Source organism: Fulvivirga kasyanovii, assembly GCF_009711405.1.
In the GTDB taxonomy this organism is placed as follows: Bacteria; Bacteroidota; Bacteroidia; order Cytophagales; family Cyclobacteriaceae; genus Fulvivirga; species Fulvivirga kasyanovii.
The window spans coordinates 1-16,912 of the sequence record NZ_SMLW01000532.1 but is presented as its reverse complement, the minus strand read 5'-3'; the positions used below and the strand labels follow the sequence as shown (position 1 = coordinate 16,912).

Sequence of the window (16,912 nt, the reverse complement as noted above, 5' to 3'; positions counted from 1 at the left end):
ATCCATGAGAAGTTTGAAGAGCAGTATAATGAGGCAAAACTGAACATTGACGATATCGCCGAAAGGATCAGGGTTTTTGGTTTTACCCCGATGAGTACTTTAAAAGAATATCTGGCCAATTCTGAGATCAAGGAAACAGGGTCAGACCTTGCAGGCACAGAAATGGTGGCAGAAATCTTGAAGGATTACGAAATATTGTTAACTTACATGACAGACGTAGCAAACGCAGCTATAAATATTGGTGATGTAGGCACCGAAGATATGATAAATTCGTTTATCAATAAACTAGAAAAGAGTCATTGGATGTTCACGGCTTTTTTAGATCAATAATTACTATTTCTATTTCCGAAGCACCGCGCACTTCAATGCCCTAACCAAAATTTGATGTTATGGGAAAGCTTACCAAATCCATTCTTGTGCCAGTTGACTTTACAGAGGCATCGGCAAATGCGGCCAGAAATGCCATAGAGTTGGGCGAGAAATTAAAAACGAGCGTTTACCTCGTTAATTTTATCCCTCCTGTCAGGCGTAAGGTACAGCCATCAACGGATGCCATTGAGAATATCAGTGATGAGCTTGTTTCCTCTATGAACCTGTTGAAGGAGAATGAGGAAAAACTCGCAGAGCTGGTGAAGAAAGTGAGCAACAACCGGGTTGAGATACATTCGGAGATTAAAATTGACAAGGTAGCTTCGGGCATCAGAAAACAATTAAAAAAGAAAGAAATAGGCCTTATCGTAATAGGAGTCACCAGTGCTCATACCATTGGTGATTCCATTTGTAACTTAAGACAGGCCCACGATCTGATAAAAGTTGACTGCCCCATTATGGTTTGTCACAACCAGGAACACACCTTTAAAGGCAATCACAGAATTGTAGTTTCGTTGGATTTCGACTCTCTGGAGCAGCATAATGTGGAAGAAATTGCCTTGCTGGCCAGAAAGCTTTCGTCCAAGGTTTACTATATACATGTCAATCACCCGGATGATAAAAAGCAATGCACCCGCCGGGATATAGAAGATTACCTGGCCATGCACAGCCTGAAAGCAGAGGCCATTGCACTTCTGAACAGCCCGAATAAAGAAATGGCAATTAAAGCCTATGCAGATGAGCATGATGCTGATTTTATTGCTATTAACCGTTTTAGCAAGTCTTCCAGCTATAAAGAATGCCATGCAGGACAGGTGGTGGAAGAAACAGAAAACCCGGTATTTGTCTATTAAGATTTAAACCTCCAGATCAATATCTGGTATTGCTGCTTAAAGTCGATCAGCTTTTAGTGACTCTTACTTGCTTGATAATCTGATAGTTAGGCCCCTGATCGATGAAAACAGCCTTTTAAGTCACCTCGCTGAAAATAACCATGGGGAGGTATTCATTCCCAAAGGATTGAGATATTAATACGCACACCTAACCCTCAATCCTATGAAGAAGCTATTTATATTACCCATTATTCTATGCTTTACCTATAAAGTACTTTCTCAGTCACCCGTTGCCAGCTTTGGGGCAAATCCCGGTAACCTCAGGATGTACCTTCATGAACCGGCAATACCGGCCTCCAATGCGGCCCTGGTTCTGGTACTCCACGGTTGCACTCAAAATGCAGGTGGTTTTGCCAATGAGAGCGGCTGGAGCGGACTGGCCGACAAGTATGGTTTCTATGTAATTTATGCAGAGCAAAAGAGCAGCAACAATTCTTCCCAGTGCTTCAACTGGTTTGAAAATGGCGATGTCAGCCGTGGAGCGGGTGAGGCAGCCTCACTCAAATCAATGGTTGATTATGTAAAAGCCAACTACACCATTGACGGAAACAGCGTATACGTTACCGGCTTCTCTGCCGGTGGTGCCATGACCAGTGTTATGATGGCTGCCTACCCCGACGTGTTCTCGGCCGGAGTGGTCATGAGCGGGTTGCCTTACAAGGTGGCCTCAGGAAGTAACGAAGCCTTTATGGCCATGTTTGGTAACATCAACAAAAGCCCTGAGCAACTGGGAAATCTTGTGCGTAATGCCTATCCTTCTTTTTCTGGTAACTATCCGCGTCTGGCGACCATTCATGGCACCTCAGACTACACTGTGTATTTTATGAACCAAAGGGAACTGATGGAGCAATGGACCAATGTGCATGAAACGGATCAGGTGGCCGATCAGGAAGATGCCGCCTATGACAATAATGCCCAGGTAACCCGGAAGGCTTATAAAGACCAGCAAGGAAATGATGTCGTGATCACATATAGCATTGATGGCATGGGTCATGCCATTGCCGTTGATCCGGGTAATGGAGAAGATCAGGGAGGACAAACCGGCTCTTACGCCAGTGATGTTAACCTGTTCAGCAGTTACGTGGCTGCGCAGTTTTTTGAAATCGTGGAGGTGGAAGAAGTGTTTGAGGCACCGGACAATGTGCAGGCCGTGGCGAGCTCATCTTCAGAGATCAGGCTTACCTGGAATGATAATGCAACCACGGAAACTTCTTATGTTGTTGAAAGATCGTTAAGTTCTGATAATCAATTTGTTGAGGTTGCGAACTTAAGTGCCAACTCCACTTTGTATGATGATGCAGGCCTGGCTTCTGAAACCCGGTACTACTACAGGGTAACAGCCGTCAATGCCAGCAATGAAACTGCGGTAAGCCAAACGGTTTCTGCAATCACCCCCGCAGAAGGAGGGCAGGGAGAGCTGGTAGTGATAGATCAGCCCAATGGCAGCGGGATATTAAGTTATAACAATGGACAGCATATGGGCCAGTCTTTTACAGCTACGGTAAATGGAAACCTTGAAACTGTTTCTTTTCACCTGGTCAATGCCATCTCGGCATCAGCCATCCGGGTATACCAGGGCAATACCGTAGCGGGGACACCCATATTTGAACAGACAGGAATAAACAAAGGCAATGGTTGGCAGACCATAACCCTGCAGAACGGTCCCCAACTGGTCAATGGGCAGCAGTATACGATTCAGCTCACTGGGGCATCCATAAAGTACAGCTATGCCAATGTGTATAACGGAGGCAACTTCTGGTACAACGGTATTTCATATACTGTATTTGATGCTGCTTTTAAGGTTGGCATCAGGGCATTACAGGCAGGTTTATCAGCAAAGAGTGGCGATATGAATATCTTGCAGCCTCAGGTTTACGTCTACCCTAATCCCGCAGCTTCCGAAATCCATCTTAGAGGAAACTATTCAGAGATTGACGCTGTAAAGGTTGTTTCTGCCGAAGGAAAGGCCAGTGAACTCACGACAAACCAGCGTGACGGAGCGCTTATGCTTGATGTAAGTCATTTGCCGGAAGGCCTGTACTTGCTGCAAATAGTCATGGATGGTAAACCACATTACAGCAAAGTGATGATCAGAAGGTAAAACCAGCGGGCCTCTCCGGGGCGGGCGTAAAACTGTGGAGTGAGTTGAACCGGAAAACAAGAACGCTAAACATAAAGCTTACCAGTGAAACAAGATAAGCTGAGGTATTGGTATTATATCCTGATGTGCCAACTGCTTTTGCCTGTTGCTATTAACAAACAGTCTGTCAAACAGAGAGGTAAAAGTCAGTGTCTCTGGAAATTTCGCATGACCGCCTATCTGTTGCTTTTGAAGAAAAGTATGATCATCACTGGTAGCAGGGTAAGGTCAATGATCAGGGCAAAGATAAGTGTCAGGCTCACCAAAAGGCCTGTGTAGAACGTTCCGCCAAAGGAGGACAGCAACAAGATCAGAAAACCTCCCGAAAGGATGATGCTCGTCACGATGATTGCCTTTCCGGTCGACAGGTAAGTCCTTTTCAGCGCATAGAGCAGAGGCTTGCCCTTGTTGAGCTCTATTTTGAGTTTACTGATGAAGTGAATGGTATCATCAACCGCTATGCCGAAAGCAATGGAAAAGACGATAGAGGTGGACAGCTTCAAAGTGATGCCGGAGATACCCATGATCCCGGCGATAACCAGTAGCGGGATAACATTGGGCACCAGTGTGATGATGACCATGCGTATGGACTTGAAAAGCAGGCCGGCAATAATGGCTACGACCAGAAAGGCTATACCCAGGCCTTCAAACATGTTTTTGGCCAGGTATTCGTTGTTTTTATCTATCAGGTTAGAGGTACCCGTTACTTTGTATGCTACCAGGGAGGTGTCGGTATGCTGTCTGATGTATGACTGCAATTCCTTTGTTTTGGCCAGTGAGATAGCACTGCCGATATCCCCGACACGCGTGCTGATCCTGCCGATGGTATTCTCCTTTGCCGTAATATTTCCGGCGCTTTCATGCCTTTTTAGTATCCTTGGCAGGTACTTGTTCAGGCGCTTCCATTCCTTTTCTGTAGAGGGCAACCTGTATGCATCAGGAGAGCCACCGTTGATGGCCTGGTTAAGGCCTTTTACTATAGTCACCGGAGATATAATTCCTCCCGGGCCGAATAGTGAAGTGAAATAGCTTTGTAAAGAATCTGTCTCAACCAAAACCTGACGGTCATACACGGTGAGTCCTTCCTTTTTTACCGTTGCCGTAATTTCAAAAGGTCGTGAACCTCCAAACTGCGAATCAAAGAAGGTGAAGTCCTGCTTAAGCGGATCATCTGCCGGCAGGTCTTCTATGAGGAAGGTGTTGATGCGGATCTGGGAAATGCCGGCCAATGAAATAACGATGAGCAGGAGGTTGATGCCAATAATGGTTTTACCGTTTCTGGCTACTTTGATAAACGAGCGGCTCAAAAACAGAAACCATGAAGACCTGTGTACCATTTTATAAGACACCTTAGGCCTTGGAAGAATGTACAGACATGCGGGAAGCAGTGCAAAGGCAACAATAAAAGCAAAAAACACCCCCACAGCAGTGTATATACCAAACTCCCGGATCGGTTTGATACTCGCCGTCAGCAGGGTGGCAAAGCCGACTGCCGTAGTGAGTGAGGTAAGGAGCGTGGCCAGCCCGACTTCCTTTATGGTAGTGACCAGTGCTTCACTTTTGCTGTCGCCAACGCGCAGTTGCTCAATATATTTGGTCATGATGTGTACCACATCAGACATGCCCACGATAAACATGATCGTAGGCAGTAGTACCATAAGGATATCCAGGGTCTTGCCTGTCATGGCCATAAAACCCAGTATCCATATCGTAGAGAGCAGTACGACGATGAGTGGCACAAACACACCCGAAATGGACCTGAAAGCTATCAGCAGGAATACTATGACCAGAACGACAGAGGCAGACAGGAAAATGGCCAACTCATACTGCATCTTTTCAATGAATACCCCCTGAGCATAGGCTTTACCTGCCAAATGGCTTTCCTGAAAATTAAGGTCATCAATAGCTTTTCTGATATTGTTAACCAGGGAATCAGCAGCCTCTTTGCCAGGGAGTGGTTCATGCTTTAAAACAATAGCAGTGGCCCTGGCATCGCGTGAGATAAACGATTCAAGCAGCCATTCGTCTTTGTAGATGCGTACGCTGTCTTGAGCATACCTGTCAGGTGCATCGGCATGTATTACGGGAATTTCAAAATAACCTGCAGGGCTGATGATGGGTTTTTCGATACTGGTGATAGACGCCACGCTTTTTACATGCGCTGTCCTTCCGATACTTTGCGTAAGCAGGTTTACCTTATTCAGAAAAGTGCTGTCAAAAACAGTCGGCTCATTGACCAGCCCTATGAGCAGGTAGTTGTTGTCATTTTCAAATAGCTTTTCAAATTCCTGGTAGTATTCCAGGTCAGGGTCATCGGTAGGGAAAAAACTCTCAAAAACATAGTTGAACCGAAGCTCGCGGATGAAGTACCCAAATATCAATGATGCGGTTATAACAAAAGCAATGGAAAGAAAGGAGAGTTTTTTCAGCATCTGTTTAGGGCTATATCATTAACAACCCCCGCAAAAATAGATAAATTAACGTGATTTGGAAGTCTCTTTGGCCTGTACCAGCAGCTCTGCCATATTAAGTTTTTCTATGAGCATTTCTTTGTTCTCCATATCGGTTTTTTTTACCCACTCAATCGCCTCCCTGATCTCTTTGGAGGAGTAGGGGATCTTGTCACCTTTACCGTTGTAGTAGTTCCTTACCGATTCGATGATACGCTGCCTCTTTGGGCTGAAAAATTGACTAAAAAATCCCATATGTTATTATAGTGCACAAAACGCACCTTCTTAATTCTGTATTGATATAAAAAATATTAATGCCTAGACAATCAGGTATTTATGGTATCAATATTCAAGCAAAAAATGATAATGGGGATATATTTTATGTGAATGTATTTACTCATAGTTTAAGCTGCCACTCCACACTTAATTTTGCAAAAAAGTATTAACGCGACATAAAGGTATAAAATCAAAATTTAATATCTTCGCTTTAATTTTAGCTTTTATTTATTAATACCGCACGTAGCTTTCGATAAATACAAATTTATCACGATGAGTCGTTTCCTGAACCAGCTATATGTGTCCAACAAAAAACGATAGATTATGAAACAGTACTTAGATTTAATGCAGGATATCCTTGACAATGGTAATGAAAAAGGTGATCGTACAGGTACAGGTACTGTAAGCGTATTTGGCCGTCAGCTTAGGTTCGACCTTTCTGAGGGGTTTCCATTGCTGACTACAAAAAAACTGCACATCCGATCTATTATTCACGAATTGCTCTGGTTCCTTAGCGGTGATACCAATATCAAATACCTGAAAGACAACGGGGTTTCGATCTGGGATGAATGGGCCGATGAAAATGGTGACCTTGGGCCGGTGTATGGCCACCAGTGGAGAAGCTGGCCAACTCCCGGAGGAGGCACAGTAGACCAGATATCGAATGTTATAGAAGCGATTAAGAAAAACCCAAATTCAAGAAGGCACATTGTAAGTGCATGGAACCCTGCCGAAGTGGATGAAATGGCCCTGCCACCGTGCCACGCGCTTTTTCAGTTTTATGTGGCAGATGGCAGGTTGTCGTGCCAGCTTTACCAGCGAAGTGCCGATTACTTTTTGGGAGTGCCCTTCAATATTGCCTCCTATGCCTTGCTGGTACATATGTTTGCCCAGCAGTGCGACCTTGAAGTCGGCGACTTTGTATGGACCGGTGGCGATGTACACCTGTACTCCAACCACATGGAGCAGGTTAAAACCCAATTGAGCAGAGAGCCCCGAAGCCTGCCACAGTTGCATATCAAAAGAAAACCAGCCTCAATATTTGACTATAAGTATGAGGATTTTGAGATACTGAACTACGATCCTCATCCTGGTATCAAGGCTCCGGTTGCTGTTTAAGCATCAATTCAGTTTTACCCGGTAGACCTGAGGGTTCTTTAATATTTTCGGGTTTGTGATCGTTTTCTCATTGTTCATTGTAGTTACATAACTGTTGGTAATGAAATACAGCCACCCGTTTTTGATGGCTCCGGTAGTAGGTTGGTAAAATGCAGGATGCCCGCAGGTCAGCGTTTTGATATCCGTAACCTCCGTATAGTCTTTGTCAAAATAAAACCGGTTAATGGCCTCAGGTTTCATTACACTTTGAAAGCCGATCACCGTATTCTCATAAGTGTACAGGCCATCAATAGCTATAATATAATAATCAGGGTGGGAGAGTGGAGTCACCTGCTTGCTGGCAATGTCGATTTTTTGCAGGCCTCCCGAAGTTGCCAATATCAGGTAGCCACCGTCAGGGGCAAGTGTAATCCCGTTGGGGTAAGCAAAGGTGCCCTTAGGGATAAATACTTCCAGTTGATCGTTGGAAGAAGAAATTTTATAAACAGCTCCGCCTTGTGAATCCGAAATATAAATATCGTCCCCTGCAAAAACCAGGTCATTGAGGAGGTGGCCACGATCCGGCGTAAGGTATCTTTTGATCCGCTTTCCGGATTTGAGATCATATACAAACAAGCCGGAGAAGCCTGTACTATCGTGCTTATCGCTCAGTGGACTTCTGCAGGTCCAAAGCTTACCATCCTTTACCTTCATACCCAGATAGCTCCAGTCACCATCTTCATTGGCCTTGATAAAGTCAGAGAGCTTACCCCGGGCATCTAGAGCCACAATTTTATTTTTGTATAGGCTACCTATGTAGAACATATCACCCTCAGCATCATAGGCAATCCCTTCGGGTATGAGGTCTTGCTCAGGTATTTCTGTTACCTTTTCCAGGGTGTTGAATTTTTGAGCTTTTGAAAGAACCGGGAAAAGCATGAAAACTAAAATCAGTGCATGTTTCATATGATGGTTTTTAAGTAGAGGCCAGACTAAAGATCGGGGTATTCCATTATTGCTTTTACTCAATATCCGGAATAAAAGATTCAATGATTTCGAATTACAATCGTACCAGATGATATGAAAAGTATAGATTAAAAAGTTAACTCAGGTTAAAGTTTTTGTTATTTCTTCTGATTTACAGTAAGTTATGTTGTCAATCGCTGCGATGGGGCTGAGTCCGCTGCTGTTGCAGGCAAACACTCCATCTGCTCCTAAAAGGGCTTCAGGGAGTTCTTCAACTTCACGATATTCTATCTTTTTGGCTTTAAGGGTTTCCAGAATATGGCGACGCTGAACCCCTTCTATACATCCCGTTGAAAGCGCCGGAGTATAATAAACCTTACCCTTCACCCAGAATATGTTGGAGGAGGTACATTCCGTTACATGACCGTTTACATTAAGGAGGATGAGTTCGTCAAGATCCCTCAGGTTCTTTTCCTGGGAGGCCATAACATAGGGCAGGGCACTAATGGTTTTAAACCTGGAGAGTTTCCAGTAGTGAAGGACCACATCTTTTGAGAAGCCTGCATTTTGTTTAACAGCAGTAGTCGAGGCTGGCCTTAGCATTAGCAAAGTATTTGCCTCCTTGTCTGTGCTTGCATAGGCCTTTTGCAGGCTGTTCTTGCGCCATACGATAAACTTGGCTGTAGCCTGCGTTCCCAACTGGTTATGAAAAAGCAATTCAGCAATTTGCGACTGTAATGATTCTTCGGTAATATATCCGGGCACGTTGAAACGCAAGGCTTTGGCACCTTCGTGCAGCCTGTCTAAATGATAGTTTAAAAGTTGTGCTTTGCCGTTTATAATCCTGATGGTTTCGAACAGGCCGTCGCCAAATTGCAGGGCACGGTCGTTCAGCGCACATGAAAATGCCTCTGTGATATAGTTATTATTAAATATTGCAGCCATAAAATTGAAAAACGATAAATAGATGTGATCTTTGACCGTTTAGCACCTCCTGTAAATACTTTATCACCCAATTTGGGGCTTCAAATGGGTTATTAACCATTCATAATTTTCAGGTGATGCAACAGTAAAATTATCATTAATATTGAAACTATAACAATTTAGTGCCATGGCGGAGAAAAGTAGTGTATTTGATATGATAGGACCTGTTATGATAGGACCTTCGAGCTCGCATACTGCGGGTGTGGTGCGTATAGCCCGTGCAGCCATCAGGGTGCTGGGAGGCAAGCCTGAAAAGGCCGTAATTACATTTTATAATTCCTTTGCCCGTACTTACGAAGGTCACGGCAGCGACAGGGCAATCATCGCCGGTCTGCTGGATTATAAAACGGACGACGAAAGGATCAGGAATTCATTTGACTTTGCAGAAAAGGCGGGATTGGAATACACCTTTAAGTCGGTTGGCAATGCCTCAGTTTATCATCCCAATACCATAAAGCTGAACCTGGAAAAGGACGGTAGAAAAATAGAAGTAATAGGAGAGAGCAAGGGTGGTGGCGTGATCAACATTGCAGAAATTGATGGCTTTAATGCTAATTTCTCAGCGAGTTTACATACCCTGATCCTCAAGGCAGATGATGTTAAAGGCAGTATTGCATACATCGCCAATATTTTATCCCACGACAACTGTAACATTGCGACCATGTCAGTGTCTCGTAAAGGAAAGCATGATATTGCCTGCCAGGTAATAGAAATGGACAGCGGTTTGAAACCCATAACCCTGGAGTACATTAAAAGCCTGAGCTGGATCAAAGAAGTAATTTATATCCCCGATATCGATTTATAAATATGATGAAAAGGAAAGCAGTTAAAGTATTAATTGTCTCTTTATTGTGTTCGTTTGGCGCTTTTGCTCAAGATAAGAGCGAATGGACGCTACAGGAATGCATAGACTATGCGCTGGAGAATAATCTGGATGTTAAAAGAAGTGAGCTAAATGTAGAAAGCCAGGATATTAACTACAGTCAGGCGAGGCTGTCGAGGTTGCCTGATGCCAATGCCAATGGCTCCTACAGTTATAGCTGGGGTAGATCTATTGACCCTACTACCAACTTGTTCGTTGACAACCAGCGAATAGCCTCGGCCAACGGAAGCTTAACCAGTAGTGTCGTTCTGTTTAACGGCATGAGGATTAACAATTCCATAAAGCAAAACAGATTATCTTATGAGTCGAGCCAGATGGACCTTGCCGCTTCTAAGAACAGTGTGATACTTAATGTGATTACTTTTTACACCAATGTCCTTTTTGCCCGCGAATTGCTGGAAAATGCCCGCACACAATTGAGCAGCACCGAGCAACAGGTAGAGCTGACCCAAAAGCAGGTAGATGTAGGAGCGTTGCCCAGGTCCAACCTGTTGGATCTGCAGGCGCAAAAGGCTACTAACGAACTTAATGTGGTAAACAGGGAGAATGACTACCTGATGGCCAAAATTCAATTGAAACAGGTGCTTCAACTTCCTCCTGAAAGTGAGATTGATATTGTAGTCCCCGAATTGGAAGTGGAGTCGGAGCCGGTAATGGAGCTTTCGGCTATAGAAATATACAATATAGCACTAAGCGCAATGCCTGAGGTTAAGAGTGCAGAGCTAAATACTGAAAGTTCTGATATAGGTGTTGAGGTAGCCAGAGGAAACCTTTATCCTACATTATCACTACAAGGTGGCTTTACCACCAGGTACTCTGATGCGTCGCAGATACCTACAGCTACAGAACCAGTGTTCATCAACAATCCTACAAACCCTAACGGCAACCAGGTGCAGTTATACCAGTCAGTTACTTTTTCAAATGGCACTGACTTGCAAACTGTCAATGTACCGGCTTCATCGCCAACCGGGTATGAAACCATTGATTTTGATACGCAGATCAACGATAACCTGAGCAAGTATGTGAGCCTTGGAGTTTCTATACCCATTTTCAATGGCTTTTCAGCCAGGGCAGGCATCCAGAGGGCGAAGATCACACACCAGCAGGCGGAGATCAACGAGAAGGATGTAAAATACCAGCTTTGGAGAACTATAGAGCAGTCTTACAATGATGTAACAGCCGCTATCAAATCGTACAATGCCTCAAAAACTCAGGTAGAGGCCAGGGAAGAATCATTCAGGGTAATGAAGCAGCGGTACGACATCGGAGCGGTCAATTTTACAGATTATCAGATAGCTGAAAATGACCTGTTCCAGGCTAAGTCAGACCTCTTAAGAGCAAAATACGACTACATATTCAAACTAAAAGTATTAGATTTTTATCAAGGAAAACCTTTAGATTTTTAAACTGATGGCAAAAAAAAGAAGATCCAATAAATGGTTATACTGGTTGATCGGTGCATTCGGCCTGCTGGTGGTGATACTTATTGTAGGTAAATCCGCCGGTTGGATAGGCAAGCCCAATGAAATTGAGGTGGAAGTAGCCGAAGCCAAACAGGTTTCAATCACTGAAAAAGTAAGTGCTTCCGGTATGGTACAGCCTGTGGTGGAGGTAAAACTCAGCCCGGAGGTGTCAGGAGAGCTGATTGAGCTGAATGTTGAGGAAGGTGACTCCGTTCAGGCCAATGAAGTACTGGCAAAGGTACGACCAGATAATTTTGTTGCTGCTGTGGAGCAGTCAAGAGCATCGCTTAACCAGCAACGGGCCAACCTGGCTTCTTCAGAAGCATCTTTGGAGAGGGCAAAAGCTACTTTTATCAGAGCCGAGCAGGAATACGAAAGGCAAAAGAAATTATTTGATCAAAATGTAATTTCCAGTGCGGAGTGGGAGCAGGCACAGCAAAATTTTGCAGTAGCTAAAAATGATCTGAAATCTGCTGAGAAATCGGTAGAAGCAGCAAAGTATATCGTTCGCTCAAGCGGCGCGTCGCTTGACCAGGCACAGGAGAATTTACGCAGGACTACGGTTACTTCTCCGATGGCAGGTATAGTATCCAAACTCAATGTAGAAAAAGGAGAGACCGTACTGGGAACCCAGCAGTTTCAAGGTACCGAAATCATGCGTATTGCCGACCTGAATAGCATGGAAGTGCGCGTAGATGTGAATGAAAATGATATTATCAGAGTTGCTCTCGGCGATACCGCTGTTATCGATGTAGATGCATACAGCCACCTCGATAAGGAGTTTAAAGGCGTGGTTACCGCAATAGCCAACACAGCCAACGACAAAGCCTCAGCCGATGCAGTTACTGAGTTTGAAGTACGTATTAAAATATTGAACTCATCATACCAGGACCTTATAGAAGGAGGCAGCCGTTACCCGTTCCGTCCTGGCATGACAGCAAGTGTCGATATCATTACTAACAGGAAAGACAACGCATTGGCCGTACCTCTTTCTGCTGTTACCACACGCGACCCGAACAAGAAAAAATTCGGAGCAAAAGAGGAAGGGGCAGAAGTAGCTAAAGCAGAGGAGAAGGCTCCCGGAGCCAAGGAAACCATCAAAGAAGTAGTGTTTGTCAATGAAGGAGGCACTGCGGTATTGAGAGAAGTTAAAACCGGTATCAGCGATTATGAAAACATAGAGATACTTGAAGGCGTAAAGCCAGGAGAGAAAGTGATCTCAGGGCCATTCCTTGCGGTATCCAAAAGGCTTGAAGACGGCGATAAAGTGAAGGCCGAGGGAGAAAACAATGACAAAAAAGCCGAAGATAAAAACCTGGCAGAAGAATAATAATACCGATAAGTTTATCAAAAGGAAAGCTGCACGCAAGTGCAGCTTTTTTTGTGTCTATTCTCAATCCCGCAGAGTTCACCTCAGCACGTCCCACCACCCATGCAGTCCTCCTGACGATAGGAAGGAGCTGCCTAAGCAGGTTGTAGCATGCCACTCAGCCAGCGCAAGGAACGGAGTTAGATACTTCGCAAGCTTAGTATGCCCCAGGGGAAGTAGGAAACTCTGTGCAGAGATGTGCTCATAATAGGTTCAAGTCACCGCTACACTAAAGACTTGAACCAGAGGCGGGAGTGATTTCTTTAGCTGGTAGTATAGGAGGAATACACCTCAAAGATACTTATTTAAGTTATCTCTTGTAGTCTGGAGAATATGTGTTTACTTGAGGGCTTGACTTATTAAAAAAACAGTGGATTACAACATAGAAACATCTGATACTCTTCGGAATTTAGTTGACCTTGACACTGAAGAACACAAGGTAAGAGACATTGCAAAACTATTTTTAAATGCAATGGACGATTGGCCAACTACGAATCAAAATTTTATTTCTGATTTTATAAGGGAACTTAAAGTCTGCTTCGGAACGCCATTGACCATTGAGAAATTAAATGCTAATAAATTCAATGGGCAAAACGCCTGGCAATTAGAAGCAGGAAGCTCAATTGCAGAGCTAATAAATATTTCAAAGAGGTTTTACAATGTATCCGACTTTGATAAAATCATGGACAACATTCTCAATCATTATAATAAAGAATTTAACACGGTTGACTTTATAGCCGAACTTCAATATTTAACAACTGAACAAGGTGGACGAAGAACACCTGCGCAATCAGGATATAGGCCTCAGGTCAAATTTGAATTTGCCGAAATGCAGACATCTGGACAACAAACATTTATTGGTAGAGAATTGGTAAGTCCAGGAGAGAGTGTTAGAGCGAAAATAAAATTTTTGTCTCCACACTTTTTTGCACATACCTTGACAAAAGGAATGGGGTTTGAATTTAGAGAAGGAGGGATAGTAATTGGGACTGGTAAAATCGAATATATCGTGAACGAAAAATTAGAAAAGCCAGATGACGATGTATAATAAATCATTGCTCATTCTTTCGCAAGCGTCCGCTTGTGACCATCAATAATTACCACTCTCAAAAAACGAAAGTTTAACTATCTTCCCACTATTGTTTTCAAAATAGCTTTAATTTGCACCGCAGTTGCTATCTGTTTCAATGAGGTAGTAAATAAGTAACAGTAAAAAACTTTATATCGGCGCATTCTTGGCAGGTCCTGTTAAAATTTCCGGAGTAATTATTACCTATAACGAAGAGCGTAATATTGAGGCGTGCATCAACTCGCTGATCGATGTCGTGGATGAGGTGGTTGTGGTTGATTCGTATAGCAAAGACCAGACAGAGGAAATCTGTAAAAGGCTGGGGGTTAAGTTTGTTCAGCATGCCTTTGAAGGACATATTGAGCAGAAGAACTATGCCATGGAGCAGGCCTCTTACGACCGTATACTCTCTCTGGATGCCGATGAACGGGTGTCGCCAAAAATGAAAGCATCGGTTCAGGCAGTAAAGGATAACTGGCAGGCAGACGGCTATGTTTTCAACCGGTTTAACAACTACTGTGGGGCCTGGCTCAGGCGTTGCTGGTATCCCGATAAAAAACTCAGGCTTTGGGACAGGCGAAAAGGGAAGTGGGGAGGCACTAACCCGCATGACAAAGTAATCGTCTCCGGGAAAGTTGAAAAGCTAAAGGGTGATCTCCTTCATTACGCCTATGAAAATCTGGAGGAGCACTACGAGCAAATCAAGAAATTTGCTATTATAGCCGCACATGCCAAGTTCAGGCAGGGAAAGAAAGCTAATTTTATTTTTCACGTCATATTCAGTCCGCTATATAAGTTCTTCAGAAAGTACGTGCTCAGGCTGGGTTTCCTTGACGGGTATTACGGCTTTATCTTTAGCGGATTGACTGCATATCTGAACTTTATGAAGTATTTGAGGCTTTGGGAATTAAACCGTAACCAAAAGAGAAAATGAATCAGGATTTGAAGATAACGGTAATCATGGCCACCTACAACATGCCCGAGTGGCTGGAGAAGGTTATTATCGGTTATGAAAACCAGACCTATAAAAATTTTGACGTGATCATTGCTGATGACGGATCGGGTGAAGAGACCAAAAAGATCATTGATGCGGCTAAGGAACGGTCTATAATTAAGATCAACCACCTTTGGCATGAAGATGAAGGCTACAGGAGGCAAACCATCCTGAACAGGGCCATTACAGAAGCAAAAAATGAATACATCCTGTTCACTGACGGTGATTGTATACCCAGAAAGGACTTTGTAGAAGTACACGCCAATCTTGCAGAGAGAGGGCGGTTCCTGTCAGGAGGCTATTGCAAACTGCCTATGGAGCTGAGCAAGCTGATCAGCAAAGACGATATACTTACCCAGCGCTGCTTTGATGTAAAATGGCTCAGGGAAAATGGCCTTACCGGCTCATCTCAGTTAAGAAAGCTGGGTGCCCAGGGTAAGTGGGCAGATTTCCTCGATTTTGTTACCCCTGCCAATGCTTCATTTAATAACTGCAATACCTCCGCATGGCGCGAAGACCTGATAGAGGTAAACGGCTATGATGAGCGTATGCGATATGGCGGGCCTGACAGAGAGATCGGTGAGCGACTGGAGAACAAAGGCATTAAAGGAAAGCAGATCAGGCACCGGGCCATATGCGTACATCTGGATCATGCCCGTGGCTATAAAACAAAAGAATCGTTGGAGCGCAACCTGGAGATCAGGAGAAATACCCGTAAAACAGGCGTGGTCAAAACCCCTTACGGAATAGAAAAACTTAACGGATGAAGATTTTAATCGTTTTTGATAAACCTATACCTGTAGCCAAGTATGGCGGCATCCAACGCATCGTATGGTGGCTGGGCAAGGAGCTGGTCAGGCAGGGGCATAAAGTTATTTTTCTGGTAGGAGAGGGCTCAACCTGTCCGTTTGCAGAAGTGAAAATATACAATCCGGAGAAGCGCCTGAGCGAGCAGATGCCTGATGAGGTAGACCTGGTGCACTCCTACATCCCTGTAATGGAGGAGCTGAACAAGCCATACCTCGTACACATGGAGTCAAATACTAAAAAGCCGGAGTACGATATCAATACCGTATTTGTATCAAGAAACCATGCAGAAAGGCACCATGCTACCTGCTATGTCCATAACGGCCTGGACCCGGAAGACTATGGCCGCCCGACATTTAAAAAGAAAAACTATCTCCATTTTCTGGGCAAAGCAGCCTGGAGAGTGAAAAACGTTAAAGGAGCCATAGAAGTAGCCCAAAAGAGCGGCAACAAGCTCCACGTCATCGGTGGTTCAAGAGTGAACTTCCACATGGGTTTCAGGTTTACCATTGATCCTAACATGCGCTTCCATGGTATGATTGGCGGTGAGAAAAAGAACAAAGTAATGCAGGAGTCCAAAGGCCTCTTATTTCCCGTGATATGGCACGAGCCTTTTGGTATTGCCATTACCGAGAGTATGTATTTTGGTTGCCCTGTGTTTGCCACGCCCTACGGCTCCATACCTGAAATAGTAGATAAAGAATCAGGGTTTTTGACGGCAGACAAACGAGAATTGATCAATTACCTCAAAGACCCTGCTGATTTCAACTATCAGGGCATCCATGAGCGGGTGATGGAGTATTTTTCGATTACACCGATGGCAAATTCCTTCCTGAAGTTGTATGAGAAGATCATGAATGGAGAGACTCTGAATGCTTCCAAACCTTATTTTGAAAAGGACAGCGAACCGAAATTCCTGCCTTTTGAGTGATAACAGCTCTATGCATACAAGTCAATGTGTGCATAGGGTAGTAACAACTGAAATCTCCCCCGGTGACTGTCCCCAGACAACCACCTTTCGGCAAGGATAATTTCAGTTTGAGCCATTATCTGCTGCCTGTGTTTCTGAAAAGTCAAGCTTTACCAAAGTTTTCCAGCCCTGATAAGGGTGCTTTCCTAAATAGGGCTTCCTTGAAAATTAGTTGAGAAAC

At 44.1% G+C, this 16,912-nt stretch carries 15 protein-coding genes; 11 read left to right on the top strand and 4 right to left on the bottom strand.

The window, feature by feature from the left end:
• The 3 genes from E1163_RS12110 to E1163_RS12100 form a co-directional block, all read left to right on the top strand.
• The coding region (locus E1163_RS12110; protein WP_185156064.1) for a Dps family protein at positions 1-330 on the top strand (330 nt) is incomplete at its 5' end.
• 59 nt (positions 331-389) lie between these two features.
• The gene (locus tag E1163_RS12105) at positions 390-1,223 is read left to right on the top strand and encodes a universal stress protein (RefSeq protein ID WP_155172013.1); all 834 of its coding nucleotides are present in this window, start codon (positions 390-392) and stop codon (positions 1,221-1,223) included.
• A 202-nt stretch (positions 1,224-1,425) separates the two neighbouring features.
• Positions 1,426-3,363, top strand: coding sequence for an extracellular catalytic domain type 1 short-chain-length polyhydroxyalkanoate depolymerase (locus E1163_RS12100; RefSeq protein WP_155172012.1), 1,938 nt, complete (start codon positions 1,426-1,428; stop codon positions 3,361-3,363).
• A 215-nt stretch (positions 3,364-3,578) separates the two neighbouring features.
• Here the strand turns inward: E1163_RS12100 and E1163_RS12095 are convergent, their stop codons facing one another.
• Together E1163_RS12095 and E1163_RS12090 are read right to left on the bottom strand one after the other, a co-directional pair.
• Positions 3,579-5,834: an efflux RND transporter permease subunit gene (locus E1163_RS12095; RefSeq protein WP_155172011.1), complete on the bottom strand. Its 2,256-nt coding sequence runs from the start codon at positions 5,832-5,834 to the stop codon at positions 3,579-3,581.
• Positions 5,835-5,879: 45 nt separating this feature from the next.
• The gene (locus E1163_RS12090) at positions 5,880-6,107 is read right to left on the bottom strand and encodes a hypothetical protein (RefSeq protein WP_155172010.1); all 228 of its coding nucleotides are present in this window, start codon (positions 6,105-6,107) and stop codon (positions 5,880-5,882) included.
• Between the two features lie 345 nt (positions 6,108-6,452).
• Between E1163_RS12090 and thyA the strand changes: the two genes are divergently transcribed.
• On the top strand, positions 6,453-7,247 hold the full coding sequence (gene thyA / locus E1163_RS12085) for a thymidylate synthase (protein WP_155172009.1): 795 nt from the start codon (positions 6,453-6,455) through the stop codon (positions 7,245-7,247).
• Positions 7,248-7,250: 3 nt separating this feature from the next.
• Here thyA and E1163_RS12080 read toward each other — a convergent pair whose 3' ends face one another.
• Positions 7,251-8,192: an SMP-30/gluconolactonase/LRE family protein gene (locus E1163_RS12080; RefSeq protein ID WP_155172008.1), complete on the bottom strand. Its 942-nt coding sequence runs from the start codon at positions 8,190-8,192 to the stop codon at positions 7,251-7,253.
• A 141-nt stretch (positions 8,193-8,333) separates the two neighbouring features.
• Positions 8,334-9,137: an aminotransferase class IV gene (locus E1163_RS12075; RefSeq protein ID WP_155172007.1), complete on the bottom strand. Its 804-nt coding sequence runs from the start codon at positions 9,135-9,137 to the stop codon at positions 8,334-8,336.
• Positions 9,138-9,303: 166 nt separating this feature from the next.
• Between E1163_RS12075 and sdaAB the strand changes: the two genes are divergently transcribed.
• The 7 genes from sdaAB to E1163_RS12040 all read left to right on the top strand — a co-directional run bounded on the left by sdaAB (position 9,304) and on the right by E1163_RS12040 (position 16,692).
• Positions 9,304-9,981 (top strand): L-serine ammonia-lyase, iron-sulfur-dependent subunit beta, encoded by a 678-nt coding sequence (gene sdaAB, locus E1163_RS12070; protein WP_155172006.1) that lies wholly within the window; start codon positions 9,304-9,306, stop codon positions 9,979-9,981.
• Between the two features lie 2 nt (positions 9,982-9,983).
• The gene (locus E1163_RS12065) at positions 9,984-11,465 is read left to right on the top strand and encodes a TolC family protein (RefSeq protein WP_155172005.1); all 1,482 of its coding nucleotides are present in this window, start codon (positions 9,984-9,986) and stop codon (positions 11,463-11,465) included.
• 4 nt (positions 11,466-11,469) lie between these two features.
• Entirely contained in the window at positions 11,470-12,852 is a 1,383-nt protein-coding gene (locus E1163_RS12060; RefSeq protein WP_155172004.1) for an efflux RND transporter periplasmic adaptor subunit, read from the top strand.
• Between the two features lie 409 nt (positions 12,853-13,261).
• Positions 13,262-13,939 carry an EF-Tu C-terminal domain-related protein gene (locus E1163_RS31550; RefSeq protein ID WP_155172003.1) on the top strand — a complete coding sequence of 226 codons (678 nt, stop codon included), beginning with the start codon at positions 13,262-13,264 and terminating at the stop codon, positions 13,937-13,939.
• 187 nt (positions 13,940-14,126) lie between these two features.
• Entirely contained in the window at positions 14,127-14,894 is a 768-nt protein-coding gene (locus E1163_RS12050) for a glycosyltransferase family 2 protein (protein ID WP_155172002.1), read from the top strand.
• Complete coding sequence (locus E1163_RS12045; RefSeq protein WP_155172000.1) at positions 14,891-15,721, top strand: glycosyltransferase family 2 protein; 831 nt, start codon at positions 14,891-14,893, stop codon at positions 15,719-15,721. The genes E1163_RS12050 and E1163_RS12045 overlap by 4 nt, the downstream gene beginning before the upstream one ends.
• The gene (locus E1163_RS12040; RefSeq protein WP_155171998.1) at positions 15,718-16,692 is read left to right on the top strand and encodes a glycosyltransferase; all 975 of its coding nucleotides are present in this window, start codon (positions 15,718-15,720) and stop codon (positions 16,690-16,692) included. The genes E1163_RS12045 and E1163_RS12040 overlap by 4 nt, the downstream gene beginning before the upstream one ends.
• The last annotated feature ends 220 nt before the right edge of the window (positions 16,693-16,912 follow it).

Excerpts from the sequence above, each read along its gene's own strand:
- E1163_RS12105 (WP_155172013.1), top strand. The coding sequence starts at position 390 with ATGGGAAAGCTTACCAAATCCATTCTTGTGCCAGTTGACTTTACAGAG.
- E1163_RS12045 (WP_155172000.1), top strand. The coding sequence starts at position 14,891 with ATGAATCAGGATTTGAAGATAACGGTAATCATGGCCACCTACAACATG.
- E1163_RS12075 (WP_155172007.1), bottom strand. The coding sequence starts at position 9,137 with ATGGCTGCAATATTTAATAATAACTATATCACAGAGGCATTTTCATGT.
- E1163_RS12095 (WP_155172011.1), bottom strand. The coding sequence starts at position 5,834 with ATGCTGAAAAAACTCTCCTTTCTTTCCATTGCTTTTGTTATAACCGCA.
- E1163_RS12080 (WP_155172008.1), bottom strand. The coding sequence starts at position 8,192 with ATGAAACATGCACTGATTTTAGTTTTCATGCTTTTCCCGGTTCTTTCA.
- E1163_RS12065 (WP_155172005.1), top strand. The coding sequence starts at position 9,984 with ATGATGAAAAGGAAAGCAGTTAAAGTATTAATTGTCTCTTTATTGTGT.
- E1163_RS12100 (WP_155172012.1), top strand. The coding sequence starts at position 1,426 with ATGAAGAAGCTATTTATATTACCCATTATTCTATGCTTTACCTATAAA.
- E1163_RS12090 (WP_155172010.1), bottom strand. The coding sequence starts at position 6,107 with ATGGGATTTTTTAGTCAATTTTTCAGCCCAAAGAGGCAGCGTATCATC.
- E1163_RS12060 (WP_155172004.1), top strand. The coding sequence starts at position 11,470 with ATGGCAAAAAAAAGAAGATCCAATAAATGGTTATACTGGTTGATCGGT.
- E1163_RS12040 (WP_155171998.1), top strand. The coding sequence starts at position 15,718 with ATGAAGATTTTAATCGTTTTTGATAAACCTATACCTGTAGCCAAGTAT.
- thyA (WP_155172009.1), top strand. The coding sequence starts at position 6,453 with ATGAAACAGTACTTAGATTTAATGCAGGATATCCTTGACAATGGTAAT.
- sdaAB (WP_155172006.1), top strand. The coding sequence starts at position 9,304 with ATGGCGGAGAAAAGTAGTGTATTTGATATGATAGGACCTGTTATGATA.